This is a genomic window from Bacillus sp. T2.9-1 (assembly GCF_950097965.1).
GTDB lineage: Bacteria > Bacillota > Bacilli > Bacillales > Cytobacillaceae > Niallia > Niallia hominis.
The window spans coordinates 103,128-117,742 of the sequence record NZ_CATNHG010000108.1 but is presented as its reverse complement, the minus strand read 5'-3'; the positions used below and the strand labels follow the sequence as shown (position 1 = coordinate 117,742).

Here is a 14,615-nt window from a genome sequence, read left to right as displayed (position 1 = left end):
TATGTTACAATCGGCAAGCTGTAACAACGATCTTTTTTTAGAGGCTTTTTATTGTATACCATAAGATTGGAATTAGTTATACAGGTTCTTCTTTGATTTCGTATTCCTCTAATTTTGCAGAATGCATATATCGAAGACTGGTATGATAAATACCCTTTGAAATGATTTTTGCCATATTCAATACTAGGCTTAATCTAGTATTCTGAAGAACTAGAAATTCCATAAATCCGCTTATATTAACAATTCCCGTAATATGAATATTTCCAACAGGAGGAAGCTCTTTTTTTACGCCGCTTCCTGGTTTAACAGGTCCATCTCCTATTTGAATTACACCAACGCTTTTCATTCTGCCTAGACAGGCATCTATTCCGATAATATAAGGATTATGATGTTTTTCATGTATTTCCTTTAATTTATCTTCTAAATTAAGTGCATGAATTGGTTCGTCTAATGTTCCATAGACATGAAAAGGAGATATATTCTTTTCACTTAATAGAGTTCCAATAAGCGGACCTAATGAATCTCCAGTAGAACGATCGGTTCCAATACAAACAAAGACAATTGGTCGAGTAACAGAAACAGATGGTAAATGTTTAGATAATGAATCGGCAATTTTAAAAGCTGCTAACTGTTCATCATGTGCTATTCTAATGGGAAGTTCGTTTTTTTCGAAAAGGCTGGAATATAAGGTCATTGAATCTACTCCTTTATCATTTAAGATTCGATAAAATCTATAAAGAAAGCAATTATCGTGATCAGTTAGATTCTGTTAAGTACCTATCAATTAAGATGGAAATCTATCGAACCATGAGATATTTTTATGCAGAATAATTGTAGTATTCAGTATATGGAAAAGAGACAAATTCTATACATATACATAAAAATAAAGGAAAAAAGAGTGATACAGTAAGCGGATAATCCATTATAATAAGGGCAAAAGTCCTGCATTTATTAGGGTGCTTACTACTACAAAGCATGTAGAAAAACTGTTAAAATAAACTTACCCAATATGAAGGCTGTTAAAGAGTAAAATAGAAAAATAGTTAGCATTATTTTCATTCCATAAAACATAGAGCATTAATACGTAAATTATGTTGTATGAACAGAGAAAAAAAGGAAGATAATTTAGTAGAAGTTTATATTTAGAGGTGTCTAGATGGATGAGAATATAAAAGAAGGTATAGATAATCTCATGAATGAGAATTTTTGGAGTAGTCTTGGGTTTGGGGCATTAAAGATTGTACTTATATTTCTAATTAGTGGAATGATTATTAGAATTGGAAAAGCAGCGGTACGAAATATATTTAAAGTAAGAACTCATACTTCCTTACGCGTATCAGAGAGAAGAGAAGCAACATTAATTAAACTTTTGGAAAATACAATTACTTATGTCGTTTATTTTATGGCAATCATGATGGCGTTATCTGTTTTTAATATTGACGTTAAGGCCTTGTTAGCAGGAGCGGGAATTGTTGGCCTTGCGGTAGGTTTTGGTGCCCAAAGCCTTGTTAAAGACATTATTACAGGATTCTTTATTATCTTTGAAGATCAATTTTCTGTCGGAGACCAAGTACGTATTGGGACATACGAGGGAGTAGTAGAAGAGATTGGATTAAGGACAACAAAAATCAAAGGCTTTACAGGAGAAGTGAATATTATTCCTAATGGAAGCATTATAGAAGTAACTAATTTTTCTATAAACAATAGTAAAGCAATTGTAGATGTAAGTATTGCCTATCAAGGTGATATTAATCGGGCAGAAAAGGTTATACAGGAATTGATTGAAAAACTACCAGAGCAATATGAGGATATTGTCGGTGTTCCAGAATTATTAGGTGTACAAAATATCCAAGCATCAGAGGTTATTATTCGTATAGTTGCAGAAACATTGCCAATGAAGCACCATGCCATCGCAAGGATTTTAAGAAAAGAAATAAAGAATGGTCTAGATGAAAATGGTATTGAGAGTCCTTTCCCAAAATTAGTCATGTATTCACAACCACAATAGTTTGTTCAAGGAGGAAATATGGAACAGAAAGAGTTTGGTCTAAATGATGTAGTTGAGATGAAAAAAGCCCATCCTTGCGGTACAAATCGCTGGAAAATAATTCGGTTAGGGATGGATATCCGAATTAAATGTGAAGGATGTGAACATAGTGTTCTCATTCCAAGAAGAGAGTTTGCAAGGAAAATGAAAAAAGTTTTAGTAAAGCATGAAGAATAGTACTTTTTATCGGAAAGACAGCAAATAAAGATAGTTGTTGTCTTTTTTGGTTCGAGGAAAAGGAACACTACTTGTCTTTTTCCCTCGTTAAAACTATAATTGTTAAAGGTTTAGAATAATAATGAAATTACTTTCTATTTTGTACGATGGAGATAGATAGTTTATATAAGGGAGTGGCATAATGGCGTTAACTGCTGGAATAGTTGGTTTGCCTAACGTTGGTAAATCTACATTGTTTAATGCAATTACACAAGCAGGTGCAGAATCAGCGAACTATCCGTTCTGTACAATTGATCCAAACGTTGGAATTGTAGAAGTACCAGATCAACGTTTAACAAAATTAACAGAATTAGTACAACCGAAAAAAACAGTACCTACAACTTTTGAATTTACAGATATTGCCGGAATTGTAAAAGGGGCAAGTAAAGGGGAAGGTCTTGGCAATAAGTTTTTATCTCATATTCGTGAAGTAGATGCTATCTGCCAAGTAGTACGTTGTTTTGCAGATGATAACATTACCCATGTATCAGGAAAAGTAGACCCCATTTCTGATATAGAAACAATCAACTTAGAATTAATTCTTGCTGATTTAGAATCAGTAGAGAAAAGAATTGGCCGAGTTGGAAAAATGGCGAAGCAAAAAGATAAAGAAGCTGTTGCTGAATTAGAAGTATTAGAATTACTAAAGGCTGCTTTTGAAGAAGAAAAACCAGCAAGAACGGTTGAGTTTACAGAAGAACAGGCGAAAATTGCTAAAGGACTACATCTTTTAACAATTAAGCCTGTATTATATGTTGCGAATGTAGGCGAGGATGAAATCGCAGATGCAGCGAATAATGAATATGTAAAACGTGTAAAGGATTTTGCTGCAAATGAAGGTGCTGAAGTAATTGTCATCTGTGCGAAAATTGAAGAAGAGATTGCAGAGCTTGAAGGAGAAGAAAAGGAAATGTTCCTGCAAGAGCTTGGAATCGAAGAATCTGGTTTAGATCAGTTAATTCGTGCAGCATACCATCTTCTTGGATTAGCTACTTACTTTACAGCAGGCGTTCAAGAAGTTCGTGCATGGACATTTGTACAAGGGATGAAAGCACCACAATGTGCAGGAATTATTCATTCTGATTTTGAAAGAGGCTTTATCCGTGCGGAAACTGTTTCATATGATGATTTATTAGCAAGTGGCAATATGGTTGCTGCAAAAGAAGCTGGTAAAGTTCGTTTAGAAGGTAAAGAATATATAGTTAGAGACGGCGATATTATCCATTTCCGTTTTAACGTATAAGGAAAAATTAAGGCGCTGTGAATTGTAGCAACAAACTTTACGAAAACAGCCCCATGAATTAGAACAACACGCATAACAAAGATTACTTTAGTACATTTATGGTGCTAATAAATCTTTTAATGCGTGTTTTTTTGTAAATAATAATGTACACTCTTTTTACAATTCTTTAAAACTATCCAAGCATGGCAATGGTAAGCTAGGAATAGCTATAATTAACTTGATAAAAAGGGAGTGGAGTTTTTGAAAATTGCCATTTTCACAGACACTTATTTTCCTCAAGTGAATGGTGTTGCACAGACGTTGAGGAGGCTTAGTAACCATTTGGAAAAAAAGCAAATTTCCTATCAAGTATATTCTCCAGAAAATAAATCTTCTACTACATACCCAAATATCAACCAATTTCCTAGCCTTCCATTTTTTGTTTATCCAGAGTGCCGGACAGTTATTACGAACCCAAGAAAGATAGAAAATAATCTAAAACAGTTTAAACCAGATCTAATTCATCTGGCTACACCTTATATGATGGGACTGTATGGATTATTCGCTGCCAAAAAATTAAACATCCCAGTTGTTTCTTCTTATCACACTAATTTTGATCAATATCTTAAATATTATCATGCTTCCTTACTAGAGCCATTTTTATGGAAATATTTAAAATGGTTCCATCAATCAACAGAAAGAATTTTTGTTCCCAGTAACGAAACCCAAAGAAAATTAGAGTCATTGGATTTTCGAGAATTAAAAGTTTGGGGAAGAGGGATTGATTCTAAACTTTTCACGCCAAACATCGATGCGAAAGAACAAATTAGAAGGAAGTACCATATCAGAGAAAACCATATTTTATTGTATGTAGGGAGATTAGCACCAGAGAAAGATTTGGCTACATTAAATGATATCGTGGATAAATTGCCCTCGAATATAAAGGAATCAGTCCATTGGCTAATAGTTGGAGATGGACCAAATAAGGAGGCTTGGAGAGAAAAGGAAAAGTCACAACAAAATATTACATTGACTGGTTATATAAAAGGGGATGACTTGGCAAGGATATATGCAGGAGCCGACCTTTTCGTTTTCCCATCCTATACAGAAACCTTTGGAAATGTTGTATTAGAAGCAATGGCTTGTGGAACTCCAGTAATTGTTGCTAATGAGGGTGGCGTAAAAGACTTTGTCATAGATCATATCAATGGCAGAATATGCAAAAAACAAAATGCTGAAAGCTTTCTTCAAGCTATTAGCGAATTGTTATTTGATGAAAAGATGAGAGTGAGCATGGGGAGAGAAGCTAGAATCTATGCGTTAACGCAATCATGGGACACAATTTTTGATGGATTGTTATGCGAGTATTGTGAAGTACTTCAAACCCGACAAGGATTAAATAAAAAGTATGCATAAAAGTCTAATTAAACGAAGATAAAATAGTAATAACTTATATTATTTTTAGTACATTGCTATTTGAAACGAAGTATGCTATACTTTTACCTTGTGAGTAATGTATAGTTGCTCCTTGCCCAACTATGGGCCGTCTAGACCAAAAGGAGGTGAAAGTGATGAAAAAGTACGAAATTATGTACATCATCCGTCCAAATATTGAAGATGAGGCTAAGAAAACACTTGTTGAGCGTTTCAACGCTATTCTTACAGATAATGGAGCGGAATTAGCAGAATCAAAAGAGTGGGGTAAACGTCGCCTTGCATATGAAATCAATGATTTCCGCGATGGTTACTATCAATTAGTAAAAGTTAACGCTGCACCAGTAGCGGTTGAAGAATTCTCTCGTTTAGCTAAGATCAACGAAGATATCATTCGCCACATCGTAGTTAAAGATGAAGCAAAATAATATATAAACAATGTTTCACGTGAAACATTTTAGATGGAAGGGAGTTGAAACTGATGATGAATCGGGTAGTTCTTGTTGGCCGTTTAACTAAGGATCCGGAGTTGCGCTATACACCAAGTGGAGTTGCTGTTGCAACGTTCACACTTGCTGTTAACCGTACCTTTACAAATCAGCAAGGTGAAAGAGAAGCAGACTTCATTAACTGTGTTATTTGGAGAAAACCAGCAGAAAACGTTGCTAACTACTTGAAAAAAGGAAGTTTAGCGGGTGTCGATGGTCGTATTCAAACGCGTAGCTATGATGGACAAGACGGAAAACGTGTATATGTAACCGAAGTATTAGCAGAAAGTGTTCAGTTCTTAGAACCTAGAAACAGCTCTGCTAATAATAGAAGTGACAACATGAATTATGGTGCCTCAAGAGAACAAGATAATCCTTTTGGAGGATCAAATAATTATCAGAATCAGCGACCTCAAACAAATAGAAATAATCAGGATTATACGAAAGTGGATGAAGATCCATTTGCAAATAGCGGTCAAATCGATATTTCAGATGATGATTTACCATTCTAATGTAATTTTGATGATCAAAAAAGGAGGTTAATCTCATGGCAATGGGTGGACGCAGAGGTGGCCGTGCTAAACGTCGTAAAGTATGTTACTTTACAGCTAACGGCATCACTAAAATCGATTATAAAGATGTAGATTTACTAAAAAAATTCATCTCAGAACGCGGTAAAATTTTACCTCGTCGTGTAACAGGTACAAGCGCTAAATACCAACGTAAATTAACGATTGCTATTAAACGTGCACGTACTATGGCTTTACTACCATACGTTAGTGGAGAATAATTAGCCTATAAAAAACCCTATTAGACTTTTGTTTAATAGGGTTTTTGTATTATTTCGGGAAAATGAACCACTCTGTCGCATTTTTTTCTGTCCAATACCATACCTAACATATTATTGTAAGAGCTTCTTTTTTGTACTGCTTATGTCCTAAAGATGTCTGCTTTATTTTTATTCTAGTATTTCTTCTGAGTAACTTCGTTGAAGAAGAATCAGAATGATAGTAAAATATTAAGTGATGATGCAAACCCTTTCCCGTTATGTATGTCCTACATCCTCTATTATTTGGATAACCAGAGAGGGATAGACCTTTTTATATTTTAATTTAGTTTAATGGGGTATAATAGTATCAGGTATAAAGAATACATAGCAAGGATTACGTGAAAATCTCACGAGTTTTAGGAGGAGAAAAATTGCCTACTTTTTTAGAGAAAGGATCCATACGGTATCCATTAATATGTTTAATCGGTATTACCATTATCATGCTTGGAATCCTCTCTTTTTATAACTGGGTATTTTCCTTAATTGGGTTAGTCCTTTTAGTTACCCCTTTTTATTTCATCTTACGAATAGAAAGTCGTCAAAGAAAGGAAACGGAAGAGTATATAACGACTCTTTCCTACCGAGTCAAAAAGGTGGGGGAAGAGGCCCTAATGGAAATGCCGATAGGAATCATGCTTATAAATGATGACTATTATATTGAATGGACCAATCCCTTTTTGGCATCTTGTTTTGCAGAGGATACACTTGTTGGAAGGTCATTATATGATGTTTCACCATCGATTATCCCCTTAATTAAACAAGAGGTCGAAACAGAAATCATTACATTGCATGAAAGGAAATTTCGAGTTATTCATAAAGTGGAAGAGCGCCTTTTATATTTTTTTGATGTTACAGAGCAAACGCAAATTGAGAAGCTTTATGAAGATGAACGTACTGCAATTGCGATTATCTTTTTAGATAACTATGATGATTTAACACAAGGGATGGATGACCAGACGAGAAGTAGCATCAATAATACTGTTACTGCCATTTTAAATAAATGGGCTACAGATAATGGAGTATTATTAAAACGAATATCTTCTGATCGCTTCATTGCTATTTTTAATGAACATATTTTACAAAGCTTGGAGAAAGGGAAATTCACCATATTAGATGATGTTAGAGAATTAACAACAAAGCAGAATGTTCCTTTAACACTCAGTATTGGGGTAGGATCAGGCGTATCCTCCTTGCCAGAGCTAGGGAATATTGCGCAATCTAGCCTTGATTTAGCCCTAGGAAGAGGCGGAGATCAGGTTGCAATTAAACAGCCGAATGGTAAAGTGAAATTCTATGGTGGAAAAACTAATCCAGTAGAAAAACGAACAAGAGTTAGAGCCAGAGTTATTTCCCATGCTTTAAAAGAATTAGTCTTAGATAGTGACAAAGTTATTATAATGGGACATAAAAATCCTGACATGGATGCTATTGGCGCAGCAATTGGAATTCATAAAGTTGCTCAAATGAATCAAAAAGATGCATTTATCGTCATTAATTTTCAGGAAATAGATACAGCTGTTAGAAGGCTGCTAGAAGAAATTAAAAAGCAAGAGTCTCTATTTATGAAATTTATTACACCTGATCAAGCTTTAGAGATGGCAACAGGGGATACTTTGCTAGTAGTTGTTGATACACATAAGCCTTCTCTAGTGATTGAAGAGCATTTATTGAATAAAATAGAAGATGTAGTAGTAATTGACCATCATCGACGAGGTGAAGAATTTATTGAGAATCCACTTCTTGTCTATATGGAACCATATGCTTCTTCAACTGCTGAACTTGTTACTGAATTATTAGAATATCAACCAAAAAGTGTTAAAATTGAAATGCTAGAAGCAACAGCTCTGTTAGCAGGAATTATTGTTGATACGAAAAGCTTTACCTTAAGAACAGGAGCTCGAACCTTTGATGCAGCGTCCTATTTAAGAGGACAAGGAGCAGATACAGTTCTTGTTCAGAAGTTTCTCAAAGAGGACATTGAAAACTATGTGAAAAGAGCGAAAATAATTGAAAATGTTCAATTTTATAAAGAGGGTATTGCAATAGCCACTGCCAAAGAAGGCGAAGTAGTGGATAGTGTTCTGATTGCACAAACAGCAGATACTTTATTAACAATGGATGGAATCATTGCCTCGTTTGTAATAGCTCCTAGAGGAGAAACAATGATGGGCATAAGTGCTCGCTCTTTAGGAGAAATCAATGTCCAAATTATTATGGAAAGCTTACATGGTGGAGGCCATTTAACCAATGCAGCTACCCAGCTTTCAAATATGCCAATGGAAGAAGTAGAAGCAAGACTAAAGCTAGCAATAGATGAGTATTTCGAAGGGAGAAGAAAAGAATGAAAGTAATTTTTCTAAAAGATGTAAAAGGTAAAGGGAAAAAAGGCGAAGTGAAAAACGTTGCAGATGGTTATGCACATAACTTTCTTTTAAAACAGGGATTGGCTGTCGAAGCAAATGCATCAGCAGTTAGTACGCTAAATGCTCAAAAGAAAAAAGAAGAGAAACAAGCGATGGAAGAACTAGAAAAAGCAAAAGAATTAAAAGAAAAGCTGGAAAAAGTAACAGTTGAGCTGCATGCCAAATCTGGTGAAGGCGGCAGATTGTTTGGATCTATTACAAGTAAGCAAATTGCTGATGAATTAAATAAAAAACATAAAATTAAAATTGATAAAAGAAAAATTGAATTAAATGATGCTATTCGTTCTCTAGGCGTGACAAAGGTTCCCGTAAAGCTTCACCATGAGGTTTCAGCAACTTTAAATGTACATGTTAAGGAATTAAGCTAATATTGGAAGTTCCATTTATCTCTAAACATGTTAAAATAGAATAAGCTTAAGAAAATGTGATACAGGTTTAGCTGGTCACATTTTTTGTTTGACTGATTTTTAACTAAAAATGTAGATGAATATTAGAGCTTTATAAAAAGATATATCATTTTAATAGGTAATTGGAAAGAAGAGAAAAAGGAACAGCTGTTACAAAAATACCTTTCTTTAGCAGGAAGGAAGCTCTTTTTGTAAAATAGATTGTTGCTTTTTTTAATCTAGGCTATGTTTTTTATCATATCCTCTCATTTTAAGGAGGTTTTATAGATTGAGTGAAGTTTTAAATGATCGAATGCCCCCACAGAATATTGAGGCAGAACAAGCTGTACTCGGGGCCATTTTCCTTGAACCACAAAGTTTAACATTAGCTTCTGAGATCCTTATACCAGAAGATTTTTATAGAGGCGCACATCAAAGAATATATACGACAATGCTGAAATTAAATGACGAAGGAAAAGCAGTCGATTTAATTACAGTGACATCAGAGTTAGCAGCAACCAATAATTTGGAGGATACAGGTGGAGTCAGCTATTTAAGTGAGTTGGCTGCTTCGGTACCTACTGCTGCAAATATAGAATATTATGCAAAAATTGTGGAAGAAAAGTCATTGTTGCGCCGTTTAATTCGAACAGCAACGAATATTGCCCAAGATGGGTATTCACGTGAAGATGAAGTAGAAGCTTTATTAAGTGAAGCAGAAAAGAATATTTTAGAAGTAGCACAGCGGAAAAACGCTGGGGCGTTTCATAATATCAAAGATGTTCTTGTTCGAACATACGATAATATTGAAGAAATGCATAATCGCAAAGGCGATATTACAGGGATAGCAACAGGGTTTGCTGAACTTGATAAAATGACGGCAGGATTTCAGCGAAATGACTTAATTATCGTTGGAGCAAGACCATCTGTTGGTAAAACGGCCTTTGCCTTAAATATCGCTCAGAATGTTGCTGTAAAAACAGGTGAAAATGTAGCCATTTTTAGTTTGGAGATGGGAGCAGAGCAGCTTGTCATGCGTATGCTATGTGCAGAAGGGAATATAGATGCCCAGCGTCTACGTACAGGATCGTTAACAGATGAGGACTGGGGAAAGCTAACGATGGCAATGGGAAGCTTGTCCAATGCAGGTATTTTCATTGATGATACACCAGGGGTAAAGATTACAGATATAAGAGCAAAATGCCGTCGTCTAAAGCAAGAACACGGCTTAGGAATGATATTAATTGATTACTTACAGCTAATCTTGGGAAGTGGCCGTGCTGGTGAAAATAGACAGCAAGAGGTATCGGAAATTTCTCGTTCCTTAAAACAGCTTGCACGTGAACTTCAAGTGCCTGTCATTGCCTTATCTCAGTTATCACGGGGTGTAGAGCAAAGACAAGATAAGCGTCCGATGATGTCCGATATCAGGGAATCAGGAAGTATTGAGCAGGATGCGGATATTGTAGCCTTCTTATATCGTGATGATTACTATGATAAAGAATCAGAAAGCAAGAATATTATCGAAATCATTATTGCGAAACAGCGTAATGGTCCAACTGGAACCGTACAGCTAGCCTTTGTAAAAGAATACAATAAATTCGTTAATCTAGAACGGCGTTTTGAGGATGGCGCGATGCCGACAGGTGCCTAATAAAAAAAGATTAGTAGTTTTAAAGCTACTAATCTTTTTTTATGCTTTTTTTAGATGAATAAATGCATCAATAGGAGCAAATACTACAAAATTAACTATCTTTATTTATCTGTTTTTACGAACATAACTTTAATTGATTAAAAAGATTGTTCGTGTTTTGTTGACTTTTATGTTAAAAAGTTGGTAAAATAGGAATGTTTGATTAAGGATATAATAAAAAGATATAGAAACCTGTGGAGGTGCTCTAGGATATGTCATCAGTAGTGGTGGTAGGAACGCAGTGGGGAGACGAAGGAAAAGGTAAAATTACCGATTTTCTATCTGAAAATGCAGAAGTGATTGCACGTTATCAAGGTGGTAACAATGCAGGACATACAATTAAGTTTAATGGCGAAACGTATAAATTACACTTAATTCCATCTGGGATATTTTATAAAGAAAAAATTAGTGTTGTTGGAAACGGTATGGTAGTGGATCCAAAAGCAATTATTGCGGAGTTAAAGTACTTACATGACCGTAATGTTACAACAGATAACTTACGAATTAGCAATCGTGCGCATGTTATTCTTCCTTATCATCTGAAATTAGATGAAGTAGAAGAAGAAAGCAAAGGTGCTAATAAAATTGGAACAACGAAAAAAGGCATTGGACCAGCTTATATGGATAAAGCTGCACGTATTGGGATCCGTATTGCTGATTTATTAGATAGAGAAGTATTTGAAGAAAAACTTGCAAGAAACTTAGTGGAAAAAAATCGTCTGTTAGAGCGCATCTATGAAACAGAAGGCTTTAAATTAGAGGATATTTTAAATGAATATTATGAATATGGTCAACAAATTAAGCAATATGTTTGTGACACTTCTGTTGTATTAAATGATGCATTAGATGATGGACGCAGAGTTCTTTTTGAAGGTGCTCAAGGGGTAATGCTTGATATTGACCAAGGTACTTATCCATTTGTCACTTCTTCTAATCCAGTAGCTGGAGGTGTAACAATTGGTTCAGGTGTTGGGCCTACTAAAATTAAACATGTTGTAGGTGTATCAAAGGCCTATACATCAAGAGTTGGAGACGGACCTTTCCCAACAGAATTAAATGATGAAATTGGAAACCAAATTAGAGAAGTTGGTCGTGAATATGGAACAACAACTGGTAGACCACGTCGTGTTGGCTGGTTTGATAGTGTAGTAGTTCGACATGCTCGTCGTGTTAGTGGTATTACAGATCTTTCTCTAAATTCCATTGACGTTTTAACAGGAATTGAAACGTTAAAAATTTGTGTTGCTTATAAATACAAAGGGGAAGTAATGGAAGAGTTCCCAGCAAGCCTAAAAGTATTAGCAGAATGTGAGCCAGTATATGAAGAGCTACCAGGCTGGACAGAAGACATTACTAGCTGTAAAACACTAAGCGATCTTCCGGCAAATGCTCGTCATTATTTAGAAAGAGTATCACAGTTAACTGGGATTCCATTATCTATGTTCTCTGTTGGGCCGGATCGTACACAAACAAATATTATACACAGCCCTTGGAGACAAATCTAAACATGAAAACAAAGGTCGTTCTAAATTTTGAACGACCTTTGTTTTTCCAAGTAGATAGATGGGTATGAGAGAATACAGACTACTTTGTTTGAATTAAAGAGACGATTAACTTATTCTTAATGGTTGTTGGCTAGCATTTGAATTTGCGATAATAGTAAGGTTGTGGATTTATAAACAAACGCAAAAAAGTACATTAATCTTAAAAGGAAATGTAGCTTAGAGCAAAATGAAAAAATAATTTTAAAAAAGTTTTAAGAAAAGTATTGCTTTTTATTTTGATAATATGCTAATATAAAAAGCGTCGCAAATGACAAAAACAAAAGAGACAAGCTTATAATAGGAGCCATTAGCTCAGTCGGTAGAGCATCTGACTTTTAATCAGAGGGTCGGAGGTTCGAATCCTCCATGGCTCACCATTTATAGATATCAATCATGGCCCATTGGTCAAGCGGTTAAGACACCGCCCTTTCACGGCGGTAACACGGGTTCGAATCCCGTATGGGTCATAATATCTTTTAGAGATATTATGCAAAAAATGGTCCGGTAGTTCAGTTGGTTAGAATGCCTGCCTGTCACGCAGGAGGTCGCGGGTTCGAGTCCCGTCCGGACCGCCATTTTTTCTTCCTATGCATTTGCATATTTTATATACATTTATCTTATACATAATGAAGACAAGTAAATAACGACCTTTGCTTAAATGTTAGAGCTAAGCATTTGTCACCATAGTTTGGCTCAGTAGCTCAGTCGGTAGAGCAAAGGACTGAAAATCCTTGTGTCGGCGGTTCGATTCCGTCCTGAGCCACCTTGATTTTGTATTCACAACGAATGTTCGTTGTTTTTTTTATGCCCAAATTATTTCCCTGTAAATAAACCGCGAAAGATCCTTTCTATTACAAATCTCTGCATAACATGATAATAATACAACAATTTCATTACAATATAATAGCAAAACATTATTTCCTTTAAATATATGCTAAAGTAAATGTATATGCCTTCTTCGTAATGATCTTTATATATAAAGTGAATTACTAGCAGGGCGGGGAATTATTTTACTGTCTAGTGAAGATTAAGTAGAGGCTATAATAGATAAAAAAAGGACAAGGTAATCCATTCTAGGAAAGGATTTCCTTGCCAAAATTAAGGGAAAATGAAACTCATATATATAGACGATTATCTAGTATAAAAGGTTTCAATAATTTAGCTATCTTCATTTGTATTTTTTTCTTATAGTAAAATGAGACTCTTTCTATTGCTATACTATGAATTGAGGGCATATACAATAGCCTAAAAAGGATGTTTCGATAATGAATGATGCAGGGATATTTCCCATGCATTGGAATGAAGAAGAATAATCGGAAATGGTAACCCTCTCTTATAGAGGGATTTTTTAATCCTCAATGGATGAAAGATTCAGTGGACTTATAGAGAAAGCTTCACTGTCTTTTTTATTTGTGGCTATTTAGAGGATAAAGCAATGATGAGGAAGTAGTCATCAAGCGATCTAAACAAAGAGGATAAAGCTAACGTATCACTAAACTTATAATAGAAAAAAAGTGAATATATAAATTTAAAATGGTAAAGTAGACAGTAGAAGTAAACAATAAAAGTATGGAAGTTACGATAGATAAACTTTGATAGAAGGAGAATACCTGAATGAATAAAAAGATTTTAGTTGTAGATGATGAAAAACCAATTGCAGATATTCTGCAATTTAATTTAAAGAAAGAAGGCTTCGAAGTGTATTGTGCTTATGATGGCAATGAAGCCCTAGAGAAAGTGGAAGAAATCCAGCCAGATTTAGTATTGCTTGATATTATGCTTCCGCAAAGAGATGGCATGGAAGTATGTCGTGAAGTCAGAAAGAAATATGAAATGCCGATCATTATGTTAACGGCAAAGGATTCAGAAATAGATAAGGTTTTAGGGCTAGAATTAGGTGCAGATGACTATGTGACAAAGCCTTTTAGTACAAGAGAGTTAATTGCACGTGTAAAGGCAAATCTTAGACGACATCAGCAAGTTTCATCTGCTGCAGAAGAAGAAAAAGAATCGAATGAAATTGAAGTTGGTTCCCTTATTATTCATCCAGATGCTTACATCGTTTCAAAAAGAGGCGAAATGATCGAGCTAACGCATCGTGAGTTTGAATTACTTTATTATTTAGCAAAACATATAGGACAAGTTATGACTAGAGAGCACTTGCTTCAAACAGTATGGGGCTATGACTACTATGGTGATGTACGAACAGTCGATGTAACGGTAAGAAGATTAAGAGAAAAGATTGAAGATAATCCTAGTCATCCGACTTGGATCGTGACAAGAAGAGGCGTTGGCTACTATTTAAGAAATCCTGAGCAGGAGTAAATTTATTA

The 14,615-nt window shown here is 35.1% G+C and carries 13 protein-coding genes and 4 tRNA genes; 16 read left to right on the top strand and 1 reads right to left on the bottom strand.

The window, feature by feature from the left end:
• Positions 1–76: 76 nt before the first annotated feature.
• Positions 77–694 (bottom strand): spore protease YyaC, encoded by a 618-nt coding sequence (gene yyaC, locus QQZ16_RS16210; RefSeq protein WP_035416036.1) that lies wholly within the window; start codon positions 692–694, stop codon positions 77–79.
• Between the two features lie 462 nt (positions 695–1,156).
• On the opposite strand from yyaC, the gene QQZ16_RS16205 reads away from it, so the two are divergent.
• From QQZ16_RS16205 to yycF, 16 genes are all read left to right on the top strand, one after another.
• A complete protein-coding gene (locus QQZ16_RS16205; protein WP_031535591.1) occupies positions 1,157–2,008 on the top strand; it encodes a mechanosensitive ion channel family protein in 852 nt (283 codons plus the stop codon).
• Between the two features lie 18 nt (positions 2,009–2,026).
• A complete protein-coding gene (locus QQZ16_RS16200) occupies positions 2,027–2,224 on the top strand; it encodes a DUF951 domain-containing protein (RefSeq protein WP_031535589.1) in 198 nt (65 codons plus the stop codon).
• A gap of 181 nt (positions 2,225–2,405) precedes the next feature.
• Positions 2,406–3,506 carry a redox-regulated ATPase YchF gene (gene ychF / locus QQZ16_RS16195; protein WP_031535587.1) on the top strand — a complete coding sequence of 367 codons (1,101 nt, stop codon included), beginning with the start codon at positions 2,406–2,408 and terminating at the stop codon, positions 3,504–3,506.
• 240 nt (positions 3,507–3,746) lie between these two features.
• On the top strand, positions 3,747–4,901 hold the full coding sequence (locus QQZ16_RS16190) for a glycosyltransferase family 4 protein (protein WP_031535585.1): 1,155 nt from the start codon (positions 3,747–3,749) through the stop codon (positions 4,899–4,901).
• Positions 4,902–5,056: 155 nt separating this feature from the next.
• The gene (rpsF, locus tag QQZ16_RS16185; protein WP_031535583.1) at positions 5,057–5,347 is read left to right on the top strand and encodes a 30S ribosomal protein S6; all 291 of its coding nucleotides are present in this window, start codon (positions 5,057–5,059) and stop codon (positions 5,345–5,347) included.
• A gap of 53 nt (positions 5,348–5,400) precedes the next feature.
• A complete protein-coding gene (gene ssb, locus QQZ16_RS16180) occupies positions 5,401–5,919 on the top strand; it encodes a single-stranded DNA-binding protein (RefSeq protein WP_031535581.1) in 519 nt (172 codons plus the stop codon).
• Positions 5,920–5,960: 41 nt separating this feature from the next.
• Entirely contained in the window at positions 5,961–6,197 is a 237-nt protein-coding gene (gene rpsR, locus QQZ16_RS16175; RefSeq protein ID WP_031535579.1) for a 30S ribosomal protein S18, read from the top strand.
• 410 nt (positions 6,198–6,607) lie between these two features.
• The gene (locus tag QQZ16_RS16170) at positions 6,608–8,581 is read left to right on the top strand and encodes a DHH family phosphoesterase (protein WP_031535577.1); all 1,974 of its coding nucleotides are present in this window, start codon (positions 6,608–6,610) and stop codon (positions 8,579–8,581) included.
• Entirely contained in the window at positions 8,578–9,027 is a 450-nt protein-coding gene (gene rplI / locus QQZ16_RS16165; RefSeq protein ID WP_031535574.1) for a 50S ribosomal protein L9, read from the top strand. Before QQZ16_RS16170 ends, rplI begins: the two co-directional genes overlap by 4 nt.
• Before the next feature lie 307 nt (positions 9,028–9,334).
• Complete coding sequence (gene dnaB, locus QQZ16_RS16160) at positions 9,335–10,699, top strand: replicative DNA helicase (protein ID WP_031535572.1); 1,365 nt, start codon at positions 9,335–9,337, stop codon at positions 10,697–10,699.
• A 251-nt stretch (positions 10,700–10,950) separates the two neighbouring features.
• Positions 10,951–12,243 (top strand): adenylosuccinate synthase, encoded by a 1,293-nt coding sequence (locus tag QQZ16_RS16155; RefSeq protein WP_031535569.1) that lies wholly within the window; start codon positions 10,951–10,953, stop codon positions 12,241–12,243.
• A 340-nt stretch (positions 12,244–12,583) separates the two neighbouring features.
• Positions 12,584–12,659, top strand: a tRNA-Lys gene (locus QQZ16_RS16150).
• 18 nt (positions 12,660–12,677) lie between these two features.
• Positions 12,678–12,749 (top strand) — tRNA-Glu (locus QQZ16_RS16145).
• Between the two features lie 31 nt (positions 12,750–12,780).
• A tRNA-Asp gene (locus QQZ16_RS16140) sits at positions 12,781–12,857 on the top strand.
• Between the two features lie 115 nt (positions 12,858–12,972).
• Positions 12,973–13,045 (top strand) — tRNA-Phe (locus QQZ16_RS16135).
• Positions 13,046–13,896: 851 nt separating this feature from the next.
• Complete coding sequence (gene yycF / locus QQZ16_RS16130; protein WP_016201493.1) at positions 13,897–14,607, top strand: response regulator YycF; 711 nt, start codon at positions 13,897–13,899, stop codon at positions 14,605–14,607.
• Positions 14,608–14,615 lie beyond the last annotated feature (8 nt).

Excerpts from the sequence above, each read along its gene's own strand:
- QQZ16_RS16205 (WP_031535591.1), top strand. The coding sequence starts at position 1,157 with ATGGATGAGAATATAAAAGAAGGTATAGATAATCTCATGAATGAGAAT.
- yyaC (WP_035416036.1), bottom strand. The coding sequence starts at position 694 with ATGACCTTATATTCCAGCCTTTTCGAAAAAAACGAACTTCCCATTAGA.
- ssb (WP_031535581.1), top strand. The coding sequence starts at position 5,401 with ATGATGAATCGGGTAGTTCTTGTTGGCCGTTTAACTAAGGATCCGGAG.
- QQZ16_RS16155 (WP_031535569.1), top strand. The coding sequence starts at position 10,951 with ATGTCATCAGTAGTGGTGGTAGGAACGCAGTGGGGAGACGAAGGAAAA.
- yycF (WP_016201493.1), top strand. The coding sequence starts at position 13,897 with ATGAATAAAAAGATTTTAGTTGTAGATGATGAAAAACCAATTGCAGAT.
- ychF (WP_031535587.1), top strand. The coding sequence starts at position 2,406 with ATGGCGTTAACTGCTGGAATAGTTGGTTTGCCTAACGTTGGTAAATCT.
- QQZ16_RS16200 (WP_031535589.1), top strand. The coding sequence starts at position 2,027 with ATGGAACAGAAAGAGTTTGGTCTAAATGATGTAGTTGAGATGAAAAAA.
- rpsF (WP_031535583.1), top strand. The coding sequence starts at position 5,057 with ATGAAAAAGTACGAAATTATGTACATCATCCGTCCAAATATTGAAGAT.
- rplI (WP_031535574.1), top strand. The coding sequence starts at position 8,578 with ATGAAAGTAATTTTTCTAAAAGATGTAAAAGGTAAAGGGAAAAAAGGC.
- rpsR (WP_031535579.1), top strand. The coding sequence starts at position 5,961 with ATGGGTGGACGCAGAGGTGGCCGTGCTAAACGTCGTAAAGTATGTTAC.